Source organism: Isoalcanivorax pacificus W11-5 (assembly GCF_000299335.2).
In the GTDB taxonomy this organism is placed as follows: Bacteria; Pseudomonadota; Gammaproteobacteria; order Pseudomonadales; family Alcanivoracaceae; genus Isoalcanivorax; species Isoalcanivorax pacificus.
Genome location: NZ_CP004387.1, coordinates 3,246,124 through 3,267,455 on the forward strand (window position 1 = coordinate 3,246,124; position 21,332 = coordinate 3,267,455).

General features: G+C 63.4%; 22 protein-coding genes. 19 read left to right on the plus strand and 3 right to left on the minus strand.

Going from position 1 to position 21,332, the window contains the following annotated elements:
• Window positions 1–68: 68 nt before the first annotated feature.
• The 18 genes from S7S_RS14485 to S7S_RS14570 all read left to right on the plus strand — a co-directional run bounded on the left by S7S_RS14485 (window position 69) and on the right by S7S_RS14570 (window position 17,933).
• Window positions 69–2,138, plus strand: coding sequence for an ATP-dependent nuclease (locus S7S_RS14485; RefSeq protein WP_008733877.1), 2,070 nt, complete (start codon window positions 69–71; stop codon window positions 2,136–2,138).
• On the plus strand, window positions 2,131–3,870 hold the full coding sequence (locus tag S7S_RS14490) for a UvrD-helicase domain-containing protein (RefSeq protein WP_008733875.1): 1,740 nt from the start codon (window positions 2,131–2,133) through the stop codon (window positions 3,868–3,870). The genes S7S_RS14485 and S7S_RS14490 overlap by 8 nt, the downstream gene beginning before the upstream one ends.
• A gap of 110 nt (window positions 3,871–3,980) precedes the next feature.
• Window positions 3,981–4,331 (plus strand): integrative conjugative element protein, RAQPRD family, encoded by a 351-nt coding sequence (locus tag S7S_RS14495; RefSeq protein ID WP_035203127.1) that lies wholly within the window; start codon window positions 3,981–3,983, stop codon window positions 4,329–4,331.
• The gene (locus S7S_RS14500; RefSeq protein WP_008733865.1) at window positions 4,328–4,561 is read left to right on the plus strand and encodes a TIGR03758 family integrating conjugative element protein; all 234 of its coding nucleotides are present in this window, start codon (window positions 4,328–4,330) and stop codon (window positions 4,559–4,561) included. Before S7S_RS14495 ends, S7S_RS14500 begins: the two co-directional genes overlap by 4 nt.
• An 18-nt stretch (window positions 4,562–4,579) precedes the next feature.
• Window positions 4,580–4,948, plus strand: a complete 369-nt coding sequence (locus tag S7S_RS14505; RefSeq protein ID WP_008733863.1) for a TIGR03745 family integrating conjugative element membrane protein — start codon at window positions 4,580–4,582, stop codon at window positions 4,946–4,948.
• Window positions 4,949–4,961: 13 nt separating this feature from the next.
• Window positions 4,962–5,360: a TIGR03750 family conjugal transfer protein gene (locus tag S7S_RS14510; RefSeq protein WP_008733861.1), complete on the plus strand. Its 399-nt coding sequence runs from the start codon at window positions 4,962–4,964 to the stop codon at window positions 5,358–5,360.
• Complete coding sequence (locus S7S_RS14515; RefSeq protein ID WP_008733860.1) at window positions 5,357–6,025, plus strand: PFL_4703 family integrating conjugative element protein; 669 nt, start codon at window positions 5,357–5,359, stop codon at window positions 6,023–6,025. Before S7S_RS14510 ends, S7S_RS14515 begins: the two co-directional genes overlap by 4 nt.
• Before the next feature lie 11 nt (window positions 6,026–6,036).
• Entirely contained in the window at window positions 6,037–6,924 is an 888-nt protein-coding gene (locus S7S_RS14520) for a TIGR03749 family integrating conjugative element protein (protein ID WP_008733859.1), read from the plus strand.
• Entirely contained in the window at window positions 6,914–8,332 is a 1,419-nt protein-coding gene (locus S7S_RS14525) for a TIGR03752 family integrating conjugative element protein (RefSeq protein WP_008733858.1), read from the plus strand. Before S7S_RS14520 ends, S7S_RS14525 begins: the two co-directional genes overlap by 11 nt.
• The gene (locus tag S7S_RS14530) at window positions 8,313–8,747 is read left to right on the plus strand and encodes a TIGR03751 family conjugal transfer lipoprotein (protein ID WP_008733856.1); all 435 of its coding nucleotides are present in this window, start codon (window positions 8,313–8,315) and stop codon (window positions 8,745–8,747) included. Before S7S_RS14525 ends, S7S_RS14530 begins: the two co-directional genes overlap by 20 nt.
• Entirely contained in the window at window positions 8,748–11,630 is a 2,883-nt protein-coding gene (locus tag S7S_RS14535; protein WP_008733853.1) for a conjugative transfer ATPase, read from the plus strand.
• Window positions 11,631–11,642: 12 nt separating this feature from the next.
• Window positions 11,643–12,392: a DsbA family protein gene (locus tag S7S_RS14540; protein ID WP_035203125.1), complete on the plus strand. Its 750-nt coding sequence runs from the start codon at window positions 11,643–11,645 to the stop codon at window positions 12,390–12,392.
• A 203-nt stretch (window positions 12,393–12,595) separates the two neighbouring features.
• Window positions 12,596–13,096, plus strand: a complete 501-nt coding sequence (gene radC, locus S7S_RS14545; protein WP_008733851.1) for a RadC family protein — start codon at window positions 12,596–12,598, stop codon at window positions 13,094–13,096.
• 142 nt (window positions 13,097–13,238) lie between these two features.
• On the plus strand, window positions 13,239–13,697 hold the full coding sequence (locus tag S7S_RS14550; protein WP_476625117.1) for a TIGR03757 family integrating conjugative element protein: 459 nt from the start codon (window positions 13,239–13,241) through the stop codon (window positions 13,695–13,697).
• Entirely contained in the window at window positions 13,694–14,632 is a 939-nt protein-coding gene (locus S7S_RS14555; RefSeq protein WP_008733848.1) for a TIGR03756 family integrating conjugative element protein, read from the plus strand. The genes S7S_RS14550 and S7S_RS14555 overlap by 4 nt, the downstream gene beginning before the upstream one ends.
• Window positions 14,633–14,642: 10 nt before the next feature.
• The gene (locus S7S_RS14560) at window positions 14,643–16,055 is read left to right on the plus strand and encodes an integrating conjugative element protein (RefSeq protein ID WP_008733846.1); all 1,413 of its coding nucleotides are present in this window, start codon (window positions 14,643–14,645) and stop codon (window positions 16,053–16,055) included.
• Entirely contained in the window at window positions 16,052–16,396 is a 345-nt protein-coding gene (locus S7S_RS14565; protein WP_008733845.1) for a hypothetical protein, read from the plus strand. The genes S7S_RS14560 and S7S_RS14565 overlap by 4 nt, the downstream gene beginning before the upstream one ends.
• A gap of 43 nt (window positions 16,397–16,439) precedes the next feature.
• Window positions 16,440–17,933 carry a conjugal transfer protein TraG N-terminal domain-containing protein gene (locus tag S7S_RS14570; RefSeq protein ID WP_008733844.1) on the plus strand — a complete coding sequence of 498 codons (1,494 nt, stop codon included), beginning with the start codon at window positions 16,440–16,442 and terminating at the stop codon, window positions 17,931–17,933.
• Window positions 17,934–17,964: 31 nt separating this feature from the next.
• Here S7S_RS14570 and S7S_RS14575 read toward each other — a convergent pair whose 3' ends face one another.
• Genes S7S_RS14575 through S7S_RS14585 form a run of 3 tightly spaced genes read right to left on the minus strand, consistent with a single transcriptional unit; the run spans window position 17,965 to window position 19,156 of the window.
• On the minus strand, window positions 17,965–18,324 hold the full coding sequence (locus tag S7S_RS14575; protein WP_008733843.1) for a DUF3742 family protein: 360 nt from the start codon (window positions 18,322–18,324) through the stop codon (window positions 17,965–17,967).
• A 23-nt stretch (window positions 18,325–18,347) separates the two neighbouring features.
• Window positions 18,348–18,812: a type II toxin-antitoxin system YhaV family toxin gene (locus S7S_RS14580; RefSeq protein WP_008733842.1), complete on the minus strand. Its 465-nt coding sequence runs from the start codon at window positions 18,810–18,812 to the stop codon at window positions 18,348–18,350.
• Complete coding sequence (locus S7S_RS14585; RefSeq protein ID WP_476625118.1) at window positions 18,812–19,156, minus strand: type II toxin-antitoxin system PrlF family antitoxin; 345 nt, start codon at window positions 19,154–19,156, stop codon at window positions 18,812–18,814. Before S7S_RS14585 ends, S7S_RS14580 begins: the two co-directional genes overlap by 1 nt.
• Window positions 19,157–19,471: 315 nt before the next feature.
• Here S7S_RS14585 and mobH point away from each other — a divergent pair, with 315 nt between their 5' ends.
• Window positions 19,472–21,319 carry a MobH family relaxase gene (mobH, locus tag S7S_RS14590; RefSeq protein ID WP_035203122.1) on the plus strand — a complete coding sequence of 616 codons (1,848 nt, stop codon included), beginning with the start codon at window positions 19,472–19,474 and terminating at the stop codon, window positions 21,317–21,319.
• Window positions 21,320–21,332: the final 13 nt, after the last annotated feature.

Consider the following 21,332-nt stretch of genomic DNA (forward strand, 5'->3'; position numbering starts at 1 on the left):
AAGGGTTGCCAGCTAGAGCCAGAGAAGCCTGACGTAACCCGACACGCCAATAGCCTAGGGGAATACAGATGAAGCTGCGTCATGCAAAGATCAAGAACTTCCGGTTACTCGCAGACGTGCAGCTTGCTCTGGAGGATTTGACTACTGTTGTCGTGGGGCGAAACAACAGTGGCAAAACTTCACTGTCCGAGATCATACGGCGACTACTAGCCGAAGGCAGCGCAGCATTTCAACTCGAAGATTTCTCCAGTGCCTGCTACGACAGGTTCTGCACGGCACTGGAAGCTCATAATAATGGCCAAGATGACGATGTAGTCAGGGCTCTGATTCCGTTCATCGAGTTGCGTTTGACGTTTGAATATGACCCTGCTCAGCCACAGTTGGGGCCTCTCAGTCCATTCGTTATCGACCTCGACCCCGACTGTAATGAGGTACTCGCTGTAGTCCGCTACGAGTTGAAGGATGGACAGCTCGCCCAATTTTTCTCGGGTCAGCCGGATACCCCCCTGACCGATGAAACGAGGATAGCTTTCTTTCGCTCGCTTCGAGAACGTATTCCAACCAGCTTTGCCGTCAGGGTATGGGCGGAAGATCCGAATGATGCGGAGAACAATCGTCAGTTGCAGCCGAGTGCACTGAAGGCTCTGATCAAAACCGGCTTCATCAACGCTCAAAGAGGCCTGGACGACATAACATCCCGCGAGTCCGATGTACTCGCCAAGACTGTTGAACTCCTCTTTGCCACAGCTTCTTCATCTTCGGCAGATGAGGCTGACAAACAGATTGCCCAAGCGCTGAAAGAGGCCGTTCAGGACATTCAATCTCAGATAGACAGCAGCTTCGGCGGCCAACTGAACAATCTGATACCGGCATTGAAGAACTTTGGATACCCAGGATTGGGAAATCAGGAACTGCATACCGAGACATTGCTTGATGTTCGCAAGCTGCTCTCCAATTTCACCAAGGTGCGCTATGCCGGCTACAGCGGTGTGACTCTGCCGGAGTCCTACAACGGGCTTGGAGCCAGAAACCTCATTTTCATCCTTTTGCAGCTTGCGGGATTCTATAAATCGTTTCTGGCCGAACCAAATTCTCCAGGGGTGCACCTGGTCTTCATTGAGGAACCCGAGGCTCATTTGCACCCTCAGATGCAGGAGGTTTTCATACGTCAGCTCGCGAAGACTGCTCAACTGCTGGTTGAAGGCACGGAAAGTAAGACGGCTTGGCCGGTCCAGTTCGTCGTTTCCACGCACTCATCGCATATAGCCAACGAGGCCGGATTTGAAAGTATCCGCTATTTCCTCAGTGGCGAAGTACAAGGCGCAGCCGCTGGCGTTCGGCAAACGAGGGTCAAGGATCTACGCGAGGGGCTGGACGGCGTTTCCGAACCGGACAAGAAGTTTCTGCATCAGTATATGACGTTGACCCGCTGCGACCTGTTTTTTTCCGACAAAGCGATCCTAGTAGAAGGTTTGAGCGAGCGGCTCTTGCTCCCCGCGATCATCGAAAAACTGGAAACCGCAGAGCCAGATCGGCCAAAGCTATCAAGCCAGTACGTAACCACTATGGAAGTCGGCGGAGCATATGCTCATCTTTTCTTCGGGCTCCTGCGCTTTCTTGAATTGCCAACCCTAATCCTTACCGATCTAGATTCGGTAGAAAAACCGGGCGGAAGCGCGTGCGAGGTCCACAAGGGAACCTACTCCAGCAACGCCTGCCTGAAAGCCTGGTTCTCCGATGATAATCCATTCACCCTCAATGGCCTCTTGACCAAGGATGAATCCGAAAAGGCAAAGCATGGCAACTGCATCGCCTATCAGTGCGCGGAGGAAGAGAACGGGCCATGCGGTCGCACCTTTGAAGATGCTTTCATTCTCGCGAACCGAGCATTATTCGGCTTGAATGGAGCCACACGGGAAGAGCTTGAAGCGGGAGCCAGAAGCCAAGCCAGTAAGATCAAGAAGTCCGAGTTTGCGCTGAAGTACGCAATAGAAGAAAAAGCCTGGACGACCCCCAAGTACATTCTCGATGGAATACGCTGGCTAGCGGCTGGCATCGAGCCAGCCATCCCTGACCCGGCGCTTGCCCTGGCGGCCGAGGCGATGATCGCCAACGAGGAGGATGCCGCTGATGCCTGATCCGCAGTCACCGGCCGAGGTTGCCAGCCAGCGCGCTCTTGATGCCATGTTTCGCAGCCTGGATGCCGGAGAGCACTTCCGGCTAGAAGCTGGAGCAGGCGCTGGGAAGACCTACTCCCTCATCAAAGCGCTCCACTATTTGATCGAGCGCCACAAAAGCACATTTCCAAGGAAAAACAAGCAGATTGCGTGCATTACATTTACCAATGTGGCCCGCGATGAAATTGCCGCCCGTACTGACAGAAGCCCAATGGTGTACTGCGACACCAATCATGCCTTCTGTTGGTCATTGATCAGTGGCTTCCAGAAACAACTCCGTGGTTTGGTTGAGGCGATGCCGGCATGGCAAGAGAGAATTGCGGAAGCTGGAGGCGGCCTGGGTAACCGTGTAATCGAGTACAACTTTGGGCACCGCTCCATTCGTGAAGATCGCGTGTCTCTCCATCACGATGATGTGTTGCCCCTCACTGTTTCATTGATGGAGCATGCCAAATTTAGGCATATAGTGACAGATCGGTTTCCAATCATTCTTGTGGATGAATATCAAGATACCGATAAGGATTGGGTCGAGGCGATTCAGCGGCTGTTTTTGGGGAATCCGCCTTCACCCCTATTCGGCTTCTTCGGCGACCATTGGCAGAAGATATATGGCAATGGATGCGGAAGACTTGAGCATCCGCAAGTCAAAGAGATTGGCAAGGAAGCCAACTTCCGATCAGTCAAAGCCATTGTTGACTGCCTCAACCGGATGCGCCCGGAGCTACAACAATTTGTCGAAGACCCTGACGCTATTGGACAGGTCAGCGTATTTCATACAAATGCCTGGACTGGAGGACGACAAACCGGTGCCCATTGGGGAGGAGATTTACCTTCGGAAGTCGGCCACGACACACTTGAGGGAGTGAAGGCCTCGTTGACACAAGAGGGATGGGATTTTTCCCCGGAAAGTACAAAGGTACTCATGCTGACGCATAGGCTTCTTGCCAGTGAGCAGGGCTATGCCAGCTTGCCATCAGTCTTTCGTTACAACGATTCCTTTGCCAAGAAGGAACATCCGTATATTGCCTTCTTCGTAGACCAGTTGGAGCCTGCGTGCGATGCCTTCTCCGCGAATAGGTTCGGCGCCATGTTCGATGCGCTGGGCGGTAACACGCCGCTATTGCGGAGTCAGGCCGATAAGGCAGCCTGGCACGATGCGATGAGCCAGCTACTGGCGATTCGCGAAAATGGCACGGTCGGAGAAGTCATCGACCACCTGCTCAACCGGCGGAAGCCAAGACTCCCGGAAGCCATCGAGAAGCGTGAGCGGGAACTACGCGAGTTCGATCGAGCAAGCGGCGAAGAGATGCCGGCCGCACTGGCGGAGATAGAGAAGCTACGCGCGGTCAGATACGCAGAAATCAAAACGCTACGGAGCTATCTGGATGGTCACTCTCCCTTTGAAACCAAACACGGAGTAAAGGGCGCGGAGTTCGAGAATGTTCTTGTTGTCATCGGTCGCGGGTGGAACCAGTACAACTTTGGAGAGATGCTCGAACTGGCAGGAAGCGCAGCCATCCCACCCGGGAAGCAGGCGGCCTTCGAGCGAAATCGAAACTTGTTCTATGTTGCCTGCTCAAGACCGAAACGCCGCCTTGCCCTGCTGTTCACACAGCAGCTTTCGCCAGATGCCATCGCAACACTTGAAAGGTGGTTCTTGCCAGAGAGCATCCGTGCTGTCGCTTTTTCGTAGACTCAGCTCGGGCTAGATCAATCCGGTAGCAGCGTTGTTCCTATTTACTGCGGCGCGGCTAGTCCGTGTGCCGCAGCATCGTGCCATCCGCGTCCATGGGGAAAGGCACGATGGGACATACCAACAGCCACGAACTTGCCCGGCGTCTTCCGATCGCCGCGCTATTGGCTATCCCTCTATTGGCGTTCCAAGCCTCGGTGTTCGCCGGTGATGCTACGGAACCAGAGCGACTGGCCGTCCTCATGCGTCAGCTCGACATGCTCGACCGGCTGGCCGAGCACAGCGAGCGCCTGCCGAAGCAGGACGCCTCCCGCTACCACTTCGACTACGCGCGGCTGCGCGAGGACATCGAGCGTGTCCGCAGCGGCATCCGCGACTACCTGACCCCGCAGCGCGCACAACCGCGCGACCCCACAACGCTGATCGGCGATTACCGCCAAGACGCGGAGGACGCGCCATGACGAGCGATCAGGTCGCCGCCTTTCAGGCCAACAGCGGCTTCGGCCCTTCGGATGTTTCCGTCGTCCTGGTCGGCGGCGTGTTCGTCGTGCTGTTGCTGTGGGGCGTCTGGGCACTGCGCACCGCCTATGTCGGCTGGGCCGAAAACAGCATCTCCCAGCGCCAGTTCCTCGGCGTCGCGGTGCGATTCGTCGCGATGTACGTCGTGCTGACGTTTTTCCTTCTCTCTTGACGCAAAGAGGATTCCGCCATGACTTTCCGTTTCATCTCCACTCGCTTCGCCCGCCTGGCCGGCCTGCCCGCCGTCGCCGTGATCTCCGCGAGCCTGTCGCCGATCGTGCAGGCCCAGGGCCTGCCGACCATCGAAGACCCGTCGCGGGGCACCGGCAGCGGCATCATGGAGACGCTGCGCAATTACGGTTACGACATCGTGATGCTGGTCGCGCTGCTCGTGGTCGCCTCGATGTTCGTCGGCGTCTGCTACCACGCCTACAGCACCTATTCGGAGATTCACACCGGGCGCAAGACCTGGGGCCAGTTCGGTTTGACGGTCGCGATCGGCGCGATCCTGCTGGTCGTGGGCATCTGGCTGCTCACTGAAGCCACCGGCGTCCTGTAGGGAGACCGGAGCAATGTCGGGGAGCCAGGACAGCCTGCACGACGGCACGGTGACTTTCCTGCCGCATCGCCTGAACCGTCAGCCCGTGGTGGTGCGCGGGCTGACGGCCGACGAACTGTGGGTCTGCGTAGGGCTCTCCGCCACGGTCGGCCTGATGCTGGGCATTCCGCTGGCGTGGCTGGCATCCACGCTCGCGATGGTGCCGACCCTGATCGTGGCGGCCATCGGCATGGGCGTGTTCGTTGGCGGCGGCGCGTTGCGACGCCACAAGCGGGGGCGTCCCGACACCTGGCTGTACCGGCACCTTCAGTGGTGGATCGCGCTGCGCCATCCCGCCCTCGCGCCCTATACGGGCGGCAGGTCGCTGGTCACGCGGTCGGGCTACTGGACGGCGCGCAGGAGTGCGCCATGAGCCGCTTCAAGAACGAGATCACGCACCTGCAGGCGCACATCAAGACCTTGCGCCTGGGAGCCGGCGCGCTGTTCGTCGTCGCCCTGGTGCTGGGCTTCGGCTGGTGGAGTGCGCCTCGCGATCTGACCATCCACGTGCCACCGGACCTGCGTTCGGGCAGCGTGCGCAAGTGGTGGGAAGTGCCGCCGGAGTCGGTCTACGCCTTCACCTTCTATGTCTTCCAGCAGCTCAACCGCTGGCCGACGAACGGCGAGGACGACTACGCGCGCAACATCCACGCGCTGTCGGCCTACCTGACACCCGGCTGTCAGATATTCCTGCGGCGCGACTACGAGCAGCGCCGCAGCACGGGCGAACTGCGTCAGCGCGTGCGGGGCATCTACGAGATTCCGGGTCGCGGCTTCGGCGACGACCCGACGGCGCGCGTCCGCGTGGTGTCCGACCGCGACTGGATCGTCACACTGGACGTGACGGCCGACGAGTATCACGGCGCCGAACAGGTCAAGCGCGCGCTGGTGCGCTACCCACTGAAGGTGGTGCGTCTGGACATCGACCCGGAGCGCAATCCCTTCGGCCTGGCGCTGGACTGTTACAGCAGCACCCCGCAACGCATCGCGCCGCAGGGGGCAGCCGCCTCCGCCGTCGATGGTCCCGGAGGTCCGTAGGGAGTCCCGCGATGAAACGTCTTGTTCTTAACATCCTGGCAACCGCCACCTTGACCCTGGCCCTGATCCCGAGCGCTCTGGCGCTGGAAATTCTGCGCTGGGAGCGGTTGCCGCTGGCCGTGCCTCTCGTGGTCGGCCACGAGCGTGTGATCTTCATCGACCGCAATGTGCGTGTCGGCGTGCCCGCCTCGCTGGGCGACCGCCTGCGCGTGCAAAGCGCCGGTGGCGCCCTCTACCTGCTTGCCAGCGAACCGATTGAGCCGACCCGCCTGCAATTGCAGGATGCCGACACGGGCATCCTGATCCTGCTCGACATTGCCGCCGAACCTGGCGAGGCGCCGCTGGAACCCGTGCGCATCGTCGAAGGCGAATCGCACGCCAAGCGCTACGGCGACACCGGCAAGCCACCAGCCGCCGACACGGCGCGGCTCCCCGCGCGGGAGACGCCGGTTCCCGTGGTGCTGACGCGCTACGCCGCGCAGAGCCTGTACGCGCCGCTGCGCACGGTGGAGCCGGTGAACGGCGTGGTGCGCGTGAACCTGCGCCGCGACCTGACGCTCGACACATTGCTGCCGACGCTGCCGGTGCGCGCCAGGGCGCTGGCCGCATGGCGGCTGGAAGATCAGTGGGTGACGGCGATCCGGCTGACCAACACGTCCGCCCGGTGGATCGACCTGGACCCGCGCGCCTTGCAGGGCGATTTCGTCACCGCGACGTTCCAGCACCCCGACCTGGGGCCGGCGGGCGATTCGCGCGACACCAGCGTGGTGTACCTGGTGACGCGCGGCCGCGGCCTGGCGCAATCGCTGCTGCCGGCCATCAGTCCCATCGACGCTGCGCACAACTTGCCGGCCTCCGCAGCGGCCGGCAGCGCGGAAGGAGCCGGCGATGCGCAGTAACGGCTTGCTCAAGTGGTTGATGCTGCCGATGGCGCTGTTGCTGGTGTTCATCGGCATCAAGCTGTTTTCCGGCGACCGTGGCGCATCGCCGCTCCCCGGCGATGCCGGCGGTCAACTGACGGCGGACGAGATGCGGGCGCTCGGCATCGAAGGCGACACGCCGCACGATACGGTCGCCACGCTGGTGGCCCAGGTGCGGCAGTTGCGCACCGAATTGCATACCGCGCTGTCCGACAACCGCAACCAGCGGGCGGAGAACGACCGCCTGCGTCAGCGCGAGCGGTCGATCGAGCAACGTATCCAGAATGTCCTGGACACCGAACGCGCCCAACTGCGTCAGGATCGCGAACAGGCGGTCAGCGAACGGCAACAGGCCCAGGGGTTGTTGCAGGACTTGCAACGCCAGTTTGAAGGCCTGGGGGGCAGGGCCGGCCACACCGACCTGCCGATCGGTCTCGGGCTGGAGGACGGCGACGGCCAGCACTTCGGCCGTGACGGCGTGCGCTGGATCGAGCCGGACGACGCCAGGCCCGCCGAAGGCCGAAGCGGCAGTCGCGGCGGCTTCAGCTTCCCCAACGATTTCAGCCCGGCCGGGGAAACCCTGGACGCCGCATCCGAAACCCTCGGCCGCGCCACCGGCGGCGCCGTCGGCACGTCGTCGCTTGAGGCGGTCTACACCGTGCCGTCGAACTCGACCCTGATGGGATCGATCGCGATGACGGCCCTTATCGGGCGCGTGCCCATCGACGGCACGGTGAACGATCCCTATCCGTTCAAGGTCGTCATCGGCCCCGACAACCTCACGGCCAACGGCATCGACATCCCGGATGTGGCCGGCGCCGTGGTCAGCGGCACGGCCTCGGGGGACTGGACGCTTTCCTGCGTGCGCGGGCAAATCCGCTCCATCACCTTTGTGTTCGAGGACGGCACCATCCGCACGCTGCCGGAAGAGTCCGGTCGCAACAACAGCAACCGGAGCGACACCGGTACCCAAGGAGGCCTCGGCTGGATCAGCGATCCCCACGGCATCCCTTGTGTCAGCGGTGAACGGCGCAGCAACGCCCAGCAGTATCTCGGCACCCAGGCCCTGATCACGGCCGCCGGCGCGGGCGCAGCCTCGCTGATCGACTCGGACAGCGGCCGGGTGTCCTACGTCGGCAGCGACGGCTCGATCGGGACGGTCGGGATCACCGCCAACGAGGCGATGGGCCGCATCCTGGCTGGCGGGGTGCAGGAGATGTCGCAGTGGGTGAACAAGCTCTACGGCCAGGCCTTCGCCGCCGTCTACGTCGAGCCGGGCGCCAAGGTCGCCGTGCATATCGAGCAGCCACTCACCATCGACTACGACGCCAAGGGGCGCCGGGTCGATCACCGTCTCGGAGGTTCCTATGTCCCGGATCTGGATTGAACGGCTCGCCGTCGTGCTCATGGTCATCACACTGGCCGGCTGCGCGACCAGCAAGGAGAAGCTGCTGACCCACGGCGACCAGACCATGCTCGACATCTGGAATCAGGAAACGGGCGGACCAGCGGGCGGCGGCCGCGCATCGCGCGAGCTGCTGGACGCCCGGCAAACCCTGCGGCGGCCGCTCACCGACACGGACGTGCAGGCCGCGCCCGGCGTGCAGGCCCGCTATACCCGCACGGCACAGAACGAGATTTACCGGCAGTTCCACCGCCTGCCGAACCCCGATCTCGTCATGTATGTGTTTCCCCACCTCGCAGGCTCCGATCCGGTGCCGGTGCCCGGCTACAGCACGGTGTTCCCGCTCTATCAGCGCGTGCAGTACGCCCTGCCGGGCGAGCGCGTGGAGGACTATTGAATGGCGTGGTCGCTGCCGTGGCCGCGCAAACCTGTGCCGGCATCCGAGGAATCCGAGGCACAGCAGGCCGACGCCTGGGAACGCCATGTGGCCGACCTGAAAGCGCATGGCATTCCCGAGCCCGGCACCCGCCTCGATCCGAAACACCGGCCCGCCACTCAGGCGGACGAACAGGCCCTCTACGACGTGGCGCCGTCCTTCGTGGACCTGTTGCCGTGGGTGGAATATCTGGCCGACGCCAAGAGCCTGTTGCTGGAGGACGGTGAATCGGTGGCGGCGTTCTTCGAGTTGACACCGATCGGCACCGAAGGACGCGAAAGCGATTGGCTGTGGCAGGCCCGAGACGCGCTGGAGAATGCCCTGCAGGACAGCTTCGACGAACTCGACGAACAGCCGTGGGTGGTGCAGCTCTACGCCCAGGACGAAGCCGACTGGACGAACTATTTGAACGTCTTGCGGGACTACATCCAACCGCGCGCACAGGGCAGCGCGTTCAGCGACTTCTACCTGCGGTTCTTCGCGCATCACCTGCGGGCCATCACCAAGCCGGGCGGCCTGTTCGACGACACCACCGTGACCCGCCTGCCGTGGCGCGGCCAGACGCGGCGCGTGCGCATGGTGGTCTATCGTCGCGCGCCGGGCGCTTCACACCGTCGTGGCCAATCGCCCGAACAGGCCCTGGCAACAGTGTGCGACCGGCTGGTCGGCGGTCTCGCCAATGCCGGCGTCAAGGCGCGGCGCCTGGGCGCGGCGGACATCCACGCCTGGTTGCTGCGCTGGTTCAACCCGAATCCGAGCTTGCTGGGCGCGACGGCTGCCGATCGTGAGCGCTTCTACCAGTTGGCCGCCTACCCCGAAGAAACGAACGAAGGCGACGTCGAACTCGCCAGCGGCACGGACTTCTCGCAACGGCTGTTCTTCGGCCAGCCACGCTCCGACGTGGCGAACGGCATCTGGTTCTTCGACAACATGCCGCATCGGGTCATGGTGCTCGACCGGCTGCGCACGCCGCCGGCAACCGGACATCTGACCGGGGAAACGCGCAAAGGCGGCGATGCCTGCAACGCGCTGTTCGACCAGATGCCCGAGGACACTGTGATGTGTCTCACCCTCGTCGCCACGCCGCAGGACGCACTGGAAGCGCATCTGAACTACCTGGGCAAGAAAGCGGTCGGCGAAACGCTGGCGTCCGAGCAGGCCCGGCAGGACGTGCAGCAGGCACGTTCGCTGATCGGCAGTTCGCACAAGCTCTACCGTGGCGCGCTGGCCTTCTACCTGCGCGGGCGCGACATGGCCGAACTCGATGCGCGCGGCCTGCAACTCGCCAATGTCATGCTCAACGCCGGCCTCCTGCCCGTGCGCGAGGAGGATGAGGTCGCGCCGCTCAACAGTTACCTGCGCTGGCTTCCCTGCTTCTATGACCCGGCCAGGGATCGACGCCAGTGGTACACCCAGCTCATGTTCGCGCAGCACGCGGCGAATCTCGCGCCCGTGTGGGGGCGCAATCAGGGCACCGGGAACCCCGGCATCACCTTCTTCAATCGCGGTGGCGGCACCGTCGCCTTCGACCCGCTCAACCGGCGCGACCGGCAGATGAATGCCCACCTGTTTCTGTTCGGCCCGACCGGCTCGGGCAAATCGGCCACGCTCAACAACATCCTCAACCAGCTCGTCGCGATCTACCGGCCCCGGCTGTTCATCGTCGAGGCGGGGAACAGCTTCGGTCTGTTTGGCGAATTCGCCCAGCGCCTTGGCCTGACGGTGCATCGGGTGAAGCTCGCGCCCGGCGCCGGGGTGAGCCTCGCGCCTTTCGCCGATGCGTGGCGTCTGGTCGATACGCCCAGCCAGGTGCGGACGCTGGACGCCGATGCCCTGGACGAGGAACAGGAACCCGAAGACGCATCGAGCGAAAGCGATGAACAGCGCGACGTGCTCGGCGAGTTGGAGATCACCGCCCGCCTGATGATTACCGGCGGCGAGGACAAGGAAGAAGCGCGCATGACCCGCGCCGATCGCAGCCTGATCCGCCAGTGCATTCTCGACGCGGCGCATCGCTGTGCGCCGGAGAAGCGCACGGTGCTGACCGAGGACGTGCGCGACGCCCTGCGCGAGCGCGCCAGCGATTCCGCGCTGCCCGAAGCCCGGCGCGCTCGCCTGCTGGAAATGGCGGACGCGATGGATATGTTTTGCCAGGGACTGGATGGCGAAATGTTCAACCGACCCGGCACGCCATGGCCGGAGGCCGACATCACCATCGTCGATCTGGCGACCTTCGCACGCGAGGGCTACAACGCGCAGCTTTCCATCGCCTACATCTCGCTCATCAACACTGTCAACAACATCGCCGAGCGGGATCAATTCCTGGGGCGCCCCATCGTCAACGTCACCGACGAGGGTCACATCATCACCCGCAATCCATTGCTCGCCCCTTACGTCGTCAAGATCACCAAGATGTGGCGCAAGCTCGGCGCCTGGTTCTGGCTGGCAACGCAGAACCTGGACGATCTGCCCAAGGCCGCTGAACCGATGCTGTCGATGATCGAGTGGTGGATCTGCCTGTCGATGCCGCCCGACGAAGTGGAGAAGGTCGCGCGCTTCCGCGAACTCAATCCGGCGCAGAAGGCGCTGATGCTGTCGGCGCGCAAGGAGTCCGGCAAATTCAGCGAAGGCGTGATCCTGTCGAAGTCGATGGAAGTCCTGTTCCGCGCCGTGCCGCCGAGTCTCTACCTGGCCATGGCGATGACTGAGCCCGAGGAGAAGGCCGAGCGCTATCAGTTGATGCGGCAATACGGCATCGGGGAGCTTGAGGCCGCCTTCAAGGTCGCGGAGAAAATCGACCGGGCTCGCGGCATCGAGCCATTGCCGCTCGACGCCCTCGGTTGAGGCGGAAAGATCATGCGCGCGCCAAGCCTTCTTACCCACACGCCACGACGTTACCTGGGACCGATGCTGGCCGGGATCGCGGTGCTGCTCGTGCTGCTGGCCTGGTCGCTTGGACGCAGCCCACACACTGGAGATCCGGCATCCGCCGAGGCTGCCGCGTCGGCAGGCCCGCCGTGGCGCTACGGTCGCATCGACGCGCGGTTCACGCTGATCGAGTACGCCGATCTGGAATGCCCGTACTGCCAAGCCTACTTTCCTGTGCTGAAGCGCTGGATCGACGCCAATCCCGACGTGAACTGGCAATGGCACCATCTGCCGCTGCCGATGCACGAACCAGCCGCCACGCAATCGGCACGCCTGGCGGAATGCGCGGGGGAAACCGGCGGGCGGGAAGCGTTCTGGAACACCGTCGCCTGGATTTACCAGCATACCCACGGCAGCGGTCGGGGCCTGCCGCCCGGCATCCAGCCGTCCGGCGCGACGCCCGAGCTGCACGAGTGCCTGGCCAGCGCACGGCCCGACGCCGTGATCCGGGCACAGGCCAAGGAAGCCGCGCTGGCCGGCATCACCGCGACCCCGATGCTGCGCGTAATCGACAACCGCACCGGCCAGGCATTGCTGCTGCCGGGTGCCGTCGAAGGCGATGCCTTGCTGTCGGCCATTGATCTGCTGACGTCATCGGGCGATGAGCCGGCGATGACCGAAACCTTGCCCGAGATACCCGAGATGCCTGCTGACAACGTCAGCGACATGCCCAGGTAGCCGCGATCTTCAAGGCTGCGGCGCGGTTCCGACCGCGTTGATCGTTCCAGTTCGCACCGCATCCCACGCGCGAACGTCCGTCGTCTTCGATGGAGGATGCCAATCATCCAGGCCCGATTCCGGGCTTTCATCATCACGTCCCACGGGGGTCTCACCCCCACACGGGGACGGGAACCCCCGTTTCATCTATCAAGGAGGTTCCCATGAATCCGTCCGATACCGTCGCCGACGGTGCATCATCAGCGCTCGTCCGGTACGCGAGCATCCACGAAGATCCGTTGATCCGGCAAGCCATCGGTGTGCTGGAGGAACGTCTATTCAAACACGGTACCGAGCTAACCAGCCCGGCCAGCGTGCGAGAATATCTATGGCTGAAACTCGCCAGCGAAGCACTGGAAGTCTTTGCCGTCGTGTTTCTCGACTCGCAGCACCGCGTGATCGCTTTCGAGCCGATGTTCCACGGCACCATCGATGGCGCCAGTGTGTATCCCCGCGCGGTCCTCAAGCGGGCGATCGAGCACAATTGCAGCGCGGTCATCTTTGCCCACAATCACCCTTCGGGCGTGACCGAGCCGAGCCATGCCGACAAGGCAATCACGACCCGATTGAAATCGGTTCTCGAATTGGTGGACGTTCGTGTTCTGGACCATTTCATCGTCGGTGAAGGAACGCCTTTTTCCTTCGCGGAAGCCGGCTTGCTGTAGTCCTTGAGGCGCCCCACCAGGCGCCTCTTTTTTCGTGTTCGGGTCGGATGAAAGCGGTCGCGGGACAGTTCCCTTTCTTGATGGTGTCCATCTGCCCGATGGGATCGACTAGCGCGAGTATCGACCCAATGGGAGCCACCCCATGTACCCACACTCTGAACACGTCGAGACACAACGACACCGGCTGCGCTGCCGCCCAACGCTGGCTTCGTGCATGCTGGCAATGGCCGCAGCCGCGATGGCCCACGCCGCAGCGGCGGACGTCCGGGTATTCACCGACCGGCACCACGCCGTAGAGGTGCCCGCCGGTATCCACGTCGTCGAGCTGGACGCGCCGGCCCGCATCGAGGCGGAGCTGGCCGCAAACCTTCCCGCCGACCCGGCACAGGCGGCCGCGATCGTCCGGCAGCGGCTGCACGATGGCGGCGCACCGCTCCAGCGACGCCTGGCCGACGCCTACCAGGGCGTGACCGATGCCTGGAGCCTAGGCGTCACCAGGATTCCCGCCGTGGTCGTCGATCGGCGCTACGTCGTCTACGGCGAAACCGACGTGTCGCGCGCGCTGGCGCGCATCGAGGAATACCGGAGGGCGCAGCCATGAAGCTATCCCGCCGCGCATGGCGCACCGGCATGGCGTCCGTCCTGCTGGGCACCGCCGCTTCCGCCTTCGCACTCAACACCGCCACCATCACCGGCTCGGTGCTGTCGCCCGATTGCCTGTCCTATCGCGTGCAGGGCATTTGCTATTGGCTGTACTGCACACTCACCGGCTGTACGGTGCGCACCTCGGTCAAGGTGCAGCACTACATTCCCGATGCCGTCGTGTCGAGCTACTCGAACACCGGCGAGAACCCCTGGGTGGAAGTGCGGGCGATGAGCATGCCGAATCCCACCGCTCAAGGTGGCGGCGACGGCACGACGAACGAAGAACACGAGAACAACCTGGCGAAGTTCAAGAACGCCGACGTGATCGGGCATCCAGGCGCCACCATCTTCAGCGAGTTCGTCAGCCAGTTGGGTTACTCCTGCGCCGGTGCGGGCACGGCGTTCATGCCGTACCTGCTGAGCACGCTCGATACCGTGGCCTGGCGCTACAACATCCCCGAGTCCGTGTACCCCGAGGCACTGATCCCTGGGATGCGCGAAATCGGCACGCGCACCGGCCTGAATCTCTGGGGCAACGTCTATCCGCGCGGTGGTTTCCTGCATCACGTGGACGACTACAAGGCGGCCGCCGTCGTCGCCCAGCGTGCCGGCGACATCGTGACCCGGCGCGGCCAGGTCCATGTCTATCAGCCGCTGCTTGCCAATGCGAGCGCGGGCTACTGGCCCGCAGGTGCCTTGGTGGAAAGCGATGCCTCCACGGGAAAGTGGCAGGAATTGACGCCTCGGTTGTCATCTTCCTGCGCGGTCTTCCCGCACAACAACGCCCGCATCCAGGCGCAACAAGGCGACTACGCTTGGGCACTGTGGCGCCCGTACTCCTGCTGCCAGCGGCGCGGACAGGTGTTCCTGGGCAGCACGGATTTCAACTGAGGTGCGGCCCATGAGCATGTCCTCGCATTCACATCCTTTCACCATGACGCGGCTGGCGCGCAGCATCCTGTTTGCCGGCATCCTGGCCGCGATGAGCAACCCGCTGTGGGCGCAGACCAGCGTCAATGATTACGGCGTGCATCATCGCGGCAGCGTCATCGGCGATGACGTGCTGTACAGCATCGGTGGCGGCCGGGCGGTGTCGATGGGGCCGGTCGGCCAGATGCAGCACCTCGGTGTCGGCATCGGCTGGAACAGCAACCTGATCTGCGGCGACATGAGCATCACCACCACGCTGCAGAACCAGCTCAACGGCATCACCAATGGCTTCCAGACGATCATGAGCCAGGTGATCCAGAACGCCACGGCGGCCGTGGCGTCGCTGCCGGCACTCATCATCCAGCGCGCCGATCCCGGTTTGTACAACCTGCTGACCAACGGCATCTTGCAGGCACGGCTCGATTTCGACCGCAGCAAGCTCACCTGCCGCGCGATCGCCAACCGCATGGCCGACGCGGCGGGCGGTCAGCTCGGTTGGGATCAGTTGGCCGAAGGCATGGCGCTCAAACAGGCCGTGGCCAGCACCGATGCCGTATCGGCCATCGAACAGGCCGAAACCAGTCGCGGCAACGACGGTGTGCCCTGGGTCGGCGGCAGCAATGCCGGCGGCGCCGGACAGAATCCCATCCGCGTGGTCAGCGACGTGACCCGCGCCGGCTACAACCTGCTCAACGGCCGCGGCGCGACCGATACCGCGCCGATCGACAGCATCACCTGCGGCAATCGCCTGAGCTGCCAGACCTGGCCTTCTCCCGAAGCCGCCACCGATTGGGCAACCCGCGTGCTGGGCGAGCAAGAGCACCGGACCTGCGATGGCTGCCTCAAGACCCAGGCCACCGCCGGCGTCGGCCTGACGCCCCTGATTCAGGAAGAGTACGAGACCAGGCTGGAGGCGCTGCGGGATCTGGTGACGGGTGCCAGCGCGACCACGTTCGAGAACCTGGAAGCGGCCGGCAGCACTTCACTGCCGATTACGCGCGGCGTCATCGAGGCGCTGCGCGACGAACCGGACCAGGATGTGCTCGCGCGGCGTCTGGCTTCCGAAGTCGCGTTGGCCAGCGTGCTGGAGAAGGCCCTGCTGTTGCAGCGGACGCTGCTCGCCGGCCGCAAGGAGCCCAACGTCGCGGCCAACCAGCTCGCGCAGGGTGCCATCGCCCACGAAAGCGGTCTGCTGGAACAGGAGATCAACAACCTCAAGACCGAACTGGACCTGCGGCGCGAACTGGCGGCGAATTCGCCGATGGCGATCATCCAGCGGCACGGTACGCGCAGCGCCGGCTCGCGCGGCATCTACCAGGGCGACACCGAGCGCGATCGCCTCGACGCCATCCAGCGGCCGCAGAACCCCGGCAATCCGCCATGAGGATCGGGCTGCGGAAGTGGCTGTTCAACCGGCAACTCGGACGCACACTGGGATGGATTGCGCTGATCGTGTTCGTCGCCGTGGCCGTCAACCTCGTCGGCATTCGCCTCGTCGGTGATGCGGACACCTGGAGTCGGTGGCTGGACGAGCATGCCGGCTACTTCCTCGTTTGGCGGCTGTGCCTGTATGGCGCGACGGCCTACGGGTGGATATGGATGCGTCGCCGACTCCGGGAGCGCGACGCATCCCGCGAAGCGCATCAGCGCCTGCTGCGCGCGGAGGTCGGCGCCGTCGCCGCCATCGTGCTGCTCGAAATCAGCGCGCTGCTGCGACAACCGTAGCAATGCGGGACGACGACCATGACCCTCTACACCACGGACTATCTTGAGTTACCTGACACTGGTTGCCTGGATCATCAACAACGGCATCTGGAATGTGCTGGTGGCCAGCGGCATCTTCGCGCTGCCGTTCCTCGCCATCGTCGTGCAGGAATGGCTCAAGGCCCGTGCGGAAGGCGCGGACGAAGGCAACAAGGGCGTGCTCTCGTCCATGCGCATCGAGAACCGCGTGTGGGTGGCGATCGTGGTCATCATGTTCGCCGGCATTCCCTTCATTCCCCTTGACCTGAGCACCATCCAGTTCGATCGCACGCGCTCGACCCAATGCCAGGTCAATGTGCCGCTGCCCTCGGAAACGAACTGGTCCGCTTCGTTCACGACGATCAACAACCAGAGTGCCCATGTGCCAGTCTGGTGGTTCTTCATGCACTCGCTGTCCAAGGCCGTCACCGGCGCCGCCGTGGCGGCGATCCCCTGCGGCACGGACCTGCGGCAGATGCGCATGGAGATCGACAGCACGCGCATCGCCGACCCGGTGCTGGCCCAGGAAGTCGCCGACTTCACGCACGACTGCTACGGGCCGGCCCGCGCCAGGCTGTTCATGAGCCGGCCGACACTCAGCGAGGAGCAGATGAACGACGTGACCTGGATCGGTTCGCGCTTCTTCCTGGACACGGCCGGCTTCTACGATACGTATCGCTCGCGCGGACCACGCGACGCCTGGCCCTATGACGATGCGCGCGACGCCGGCCTCGCCGAAGTATCCAGCGGTGGCGGTTATCCGAGTTGTCGGCAATGGTGGCTGGACAGCGGCGACGGACTGCGTGACCGGCTGCTGGCCCAGGTCGATCCGAGCCTGCTGTCCCGGCTCGGCCAGTGGGCCGGCTTTCTGAGCCAGGCCCAGGCCGATGATTCCGTGATTCGCGCCATTGCCTCACCACGGCACCAGGTCATGAACCAGGGGCATGTCTACACCGACTACGGTGGGCAGATCGGCATGACGCTGCCCAATGTCGCGACCCGCGCCGTGTCGGACCTGGGGCTGACGGTGGGATCGATCGGGATGTTTCCGGCCATGGACGTGGTGCGCCAGGCGCTGCCCATGATCCTGTCGTTCCTGAAGATGGCGATGGTCATCTGCATTCCTCTGGTGCTGATCTTCGGCACCTACGATTTGCGGACGGTGGTCACGGTGACCGCCGTGCAGTTCGCGCTGTTCTTCGTCGATTTCTGGTTCCAGCTCGCCCGCTGGATCGACAGCACGATCCTCAACGCGCTCTACGGCTGGCATTCCCCGCACAGCAATTTCAATCCGCTGATGGGGTTGAACAACGCATTCGGCGATATGTTGCTGAACTTCGCGATGGCGATGATGTTCATCATCCTGCCCGGATTTTGGGTAATCGCCTTGACTTGGGCAGGAATCAAAACGGGCGGTATTGTTGGCGGACTGGCCACCGGCTCCATGGATGCGAAGTCGGCCGGTGGTAGCGGCTCACGTATCGCGATGGCGGCTGCAACTAAGGGAGCCGCGAAGTAGAAGGAACGTGCTGGTGCGAAGTACGGGAGCGCTACGGATCGTCTGGATCACCCATGTCGATCCGCAAGTCATCTTTGTTGTACCAGCCAATGCCCGAGTGGCCATCCCTGAGTTCAGGCTGCTTTTCTTCATCCAGGTCGGCATTGCGCACAAGCCAGGCTGCGATCAGCGCGAACGCGATCAGCAGGGCCAGCCAGAACGCTGCGTACAGCAGCACGCCGAACACGACGAGTTTCACGATCCAGAACAGCAGCCGTGCTACGCCGGCCGGCAGTCCCTTGCCCCCCAGCCATTGGATGGCACGGGCCTCTTGCCGTGCAAGGCCACGCCACGCACGGCCGAGCCATCTGCCGGCGCGTTCTGCTTTTGTGGTACGGGGCGTCGCGTTCATCACTGTTACCTCATGCGGAGGATTTATCGCTTCTCCTGTGTGGACCAATCAGACCTGCTCGCGGCAACCAGGCTGTCCCAATCGTCCGGCGGATTCCCTCGTTCGAGCATCTTCTCGAACATGGCGTAGGGGTCGGACTTGCTGCCCGCCGACCGCAGCGTCTGCTCATCGTTGACCCAGGCGAACACGATGGTCTTCGCCTTGGAGTCGTAGCGAAAGAACAAGCGAAACCGCCGTCCGACCTTCGCGCGCCGCCAGTGCCGATAGGCTGGCCCAAGGGTATTACCCTGGCGGTATTCGTCCCGTGCCGGATCGCTCGGCACCGTCTCCAGGATCAACTGGCTCAACGCACGAAACAGCTTGACGTTGGCGTTGCGCTCAAAGCCCTTCGGATCGTTGCGCTCGGCGCGTCCGGCCGCCGCGTGCAGCTTCTGAAGCTGCTCCACGATGCACTCATGGAACAGCAGCACCCATCCGTGGCGCTGCATCAAAGTGCCACTTCTCCCTCGATGTCTTCATCGAGGTCTGAGGCGTGGCCCATGTTGGCGAGCATGGCCTGGGCGAGTTCCACCGGCAGCGCTCCGACGTTCCTGCCGCTGCGGATGTCCGCTTCCAGCAGGCCCAGGAAGGCGCTGATCGCCGGGTCTTCGTGCTCGGCCTCGGCGCGGGTGACGACGACTTCGCCGCCGCGTAGCTCGAAGGCCACCTTGCCGCCGGTGGTCACACCCAGCGCCTGCCGGATGGACTTGGGCAACGTGATCTGTCCCTTGGACGTGAGTGTGGCGAGTTCGTGGATGCCGGGCATGGTCGGGCTCCTGTCTTTGATCCTCATGCTTTGATAGTAAGGAAATTTCCTTACCTTGTCAATCCAGGAACCCTTTGGTGCGTCGTGCTGCTGCATAAGCTGTGCTCCATCCCACTGCGGAAAGGCACATCGTAAGCAGGACACAGGCTGCCTTCCGCTTTCAAAGCGGCATGGGCCAGAACCCGTTTGTCTGTGGCTGGATACCCACGGGTTGCCCTATACCCAAAGGCTTCCATAAAGGCCAAAAGGGCTGGGAAGGGGCAAGGGAACGGGGTCAAGGGGAAAGGCCCTACCCGAAAAGGCCAAAAGGCTCCCCCACCAGCCCGTTACTCCGGTGTCGTCATGTTCTCGCTGTTCCAACGCAAAAGGGTACCAACCGCCGGCACTCCGCCCACCGCCTCCATAGCGATGCCCCAAGGGCTGACCCGGCCGGAGTCGGCTGCCTCGCTGCTGGCGACGCCGCGCCGGCGGAAGCTGCTGGAACACATCTGGCAACGGACCTCGCTGTCGCGCAAACAGTTCGCCGCGCTGTATCTGACGCCCCTGGAGCGCTACGCCGAGCTGGTGCAGCAGTTCCCCGCCTCCGAGAGTCACCATCACGCCTATCCGGGCGGCATGCTGGATCACGGCCTGGAGATCGTGGCTTACGCATTGAAGCTGCGACAGTCGCATCTGCTGCCCGCCGGCGTCACGCCGGAAGCGCAGGCGGCCCAGGCCGAAGCCTGGACCGCTGGCACCGCCTATGCGGCGCTGCTGCACGACATCGGCAAGATCGCTGTCGATCTGCATGTCGAATATGCCGATGGCACTCTCTGGCATCCCTGGCATGGCCCGTTGCAGCGGCCGTATCGCTTCCGCTACCGCAAGGACCGCGAGTATCGGCTGCACGGTGCCGCCACCGGACTGCTGTACACCCGACTGCTGGACCGCGAGATCCTCGACTGGCTCAGCAGCTTCACCGATCTGTGGACCTCACTGTTGTACGTCCTGGCCGGCCAGTATGAGCATGCCGGCACGCTTGGCGAGTTAGTCGTGCAGGCCGACCAGGCTTCGGTCGCCCACGAACTCGGCGGCGACCCGAACAAAGCGCTGGCCGCACCCAAGCACGCGCTGCAACGCAAGCTGCTCGACGGCCTGCGCTATCTGCTCAAGGAGGAATTCAAGCTGAACCAGCCCCAGGCTTCGGACGGCTGGCTGACCCAGGACGCGCTCTGGCTGGTGAGCAAGACCGTCTCCGACAGGCTGCGGGCGCATCTGCTATCGCAGGGCATCGATGGCATCCCGGCCAGTAACACGGCGGTGTTCAACGTGCTTCAGGACCATGGCATCGCCTTGGCCACGCCGGACGGCAAGGCGATCTGGAAAGCCACAGTCACGAGCGATGCCGGCTGGTCGCACAGCTTCACCTTCCTGAAACTGTCCCCGGCGATGATTTGGGAAGCAGCCGACCGCCCGGCGGCCTTCGTGGGCACCGTGCAGGTGGAGTCGGAGGAACCGGCGGCGCAGGCAACAGCATCCGAGGCTATCGACGTGGAAAGAGGGGAATCCGTCCTGGCGCCCACCGAATCCGCCGCACCAGTGACTGCGGACAGCAGCGTCGCGGAACTGCTGGAACTGCTTGACTCCCCCGCGTCCACCATCCCGGCTACGCCGCTTCAACCTCTCGTGAAACCCGAACCCGCATCGTTGCTGGACGACAGACCTGCCGACGCCACGCCGGTCCAAGCGGTACACCAAAGCGGCTCCGATCCATCCGGTGCTCATTTCCTCGCGTGGCTGCGTCAGAGCATCCAGACCCGCAAGCTCATCATCAACGACGCCAAGGCACTGGTGCATACCGTGGCTGGCACGGCGTATCTCGTCAGTCCCGGCGTGTTCCAGCGCTATGCGCAGGAACACCCGCAGATCAGCCCGCTGGCCAAGCAGGACAAGTTGCCGGAATGGCAGTGGATGCAGAAAAAGTTCGAGAAGCTGGGCTTGCACCGCAAGCAGGCCAGCGGGCTGAACATCTGGAACTGCGAGGTGACGGGACCGCGCAAGTCCAGACGGCTGCACGGATACCTACTGACCAGCGCCGATTCGCTGTTCCATGAAACACCCCCGGACAACCCCTATCTGCGCCTCGCCAACACCGAGGCAAAGCGCGACGACTCGGCGCTTCGGGCCAAGAACGACGGCGAACAGGAATAGGATGCGATGACCG

What these genes read in the sequence shown, in the direction of transcription:
- S7S_RS14485 (WP_008733877.1), top strand. Translation starts at nt 69, where the DNA reads ATGAAGCTGCGTCATGCAAAGATCAAGAACTTCCGGTTACTCGCAGAC.
- S7S_RS14490 (WP_008733875.1), top strand. Translation starts at nt 2,131, where the DNA reads ATGCCTGATCCGCAGTCACCGGCCGAGGTTGCCAGCCAGCGCGCTCTT.
- S7S_RS14495 (WP_035203127.1), top strand. Translation starts at nt 3,981, where the DNA reads ATGGGACATACCAACAGCCACGAACTTGCCCGGCGTCTTCCGATCGCC.
- S7S_RS14500 (WP_008733865.1), top strand. Translation starts at nt 4,328, where the DNA reads ATGACGAGCGATCAGGTCGCCGCCTTTCAGGCCAACAGCGGCTTCGGC.
- S7S_RS14505 (WP_008733863.1), top strand. Translation starts at nt 4,580, where the DNA reads ATGACTTTCCGTTTCATCTCCACTCGCTTCGCCCGCCTGGCCGGCCTG.
- S7S_RS14510 (WP_008733861.1), top strand. Translation starts at nt 4,962, where the DNA reads ATGTCGGGGAGCCAGGACAGCCTGCACGACGGCACGGTGACTTTCCTG.
- S7S_RS14515 (WP_008733860.1), top strand. Translation starts at nt 5,357, where the DNA reads ATGAGCCGCTTCAAGAACGAGATCACGCACCTGCAGGCGCACATCAAG.
- S7S_RS14520 (WP_008733859.1), top strand. Translation starts at nt 6,037, where the DNA reads ATGAAACGTCTTGTTCTTAACATCCTGGCAACCGCCACCTTGACCCTG.
- S7S_RS14525 (WP_008733858.1), top strand. Translation starts at nt 6,914, where the DNA reads ATGCGCAGTAACGGCTTGCTCAAGTGGTTGATGCTGCCGATGGCGCTG.
- S7S_RS14530 (WP_008733856.1), top strand. Translation starts at nt 8,313, where the DNA reads ATGTCCCGGATCTGGATTGAACGGCTCGCCGTCGTGCTCATGGTCATC.
- S7S_RS14535 (WP_008733853.1), top strand. Translation starts at nt 8,748, where the DNA reads ATGGCGTGGTCGCTGCCGTGGCCGCGCAAACCTGTGCCGGCATCCGAG.
- S7S_RS14540 (WP_035203125.1), top strand. Translation starts at nt 11,643, where the DNA reads ATGCGCGCGCCAAGCCTTCTTACCCACACGCCACGACGTTACCTGGGA.
- radC (WP_008733851.1), top strand. Translation starts at nt 12,596, where the DNA reads ATGAATCCGTCCGATACCGTCGCCGACGGTGCATCATCAGCGCTCGTC.
- S7S_RS14550 (WP_476625117.1), top strand. Translation starts at nt 13,239, where the DNA reads ATGTACCCACACTCTGAACACGTCGAGACACAACGACACCGGCTGCGC.
- S7S_RS14555 (WP_008733848.1), top strand. Translation starts at nt 13,694, where the DNA reads ATGAAGCTATCCCGCCGCGCATGGCGCACCGGCATGGCGTCCGTCCTG.
- S7S_RS14560 (WP_008733846.1), top strand. Translation starts at nt 14,643, where the DNA reads ATGAGCATGTCCTCGCATTCACATCCTTTCACCATGACGCGGCTGGCG.
- S7S_RS14565 (WP_008733845.1), top strand. Translation starts at nt 16,052, where the DNA reads ATGAGGATCGGGCTGCGGAAGTGGCTGTTCAACCGGCAACTCGGACGC.
- S7S_RS14575 (WP_008733843.1), bottom strand. Translation starts at nt 18,324, where the DNA reads ATGAACGCGACGCCCCGTACCACAAAAGCAGAACGCGCCGGCAGATGG.
- S7S_RS14580 (WP_008733842.1), bottom strand. Translation starts at nt 18,812, where the DNA reads ATGCAGCGCCACGGATGGGTGCTGCTGTTCCATGAGTGCATCGTGGAG.
- S7S_RS14585 (WP_476625118.1), bottom strand. Translation starts at nt 19,156, where the DNA reads ATGAGGATCAAAGACAGGAGCCCGACCATGCCCGGCATCCACGAACTC.
- mobH (WP_035203122.1), top strand. Translation starts at nt 19,472, where the DNA reads ATGTTCTCGCTGTTCCAACGCAAAAGGGTACCAACCGCCGGCACTCCG.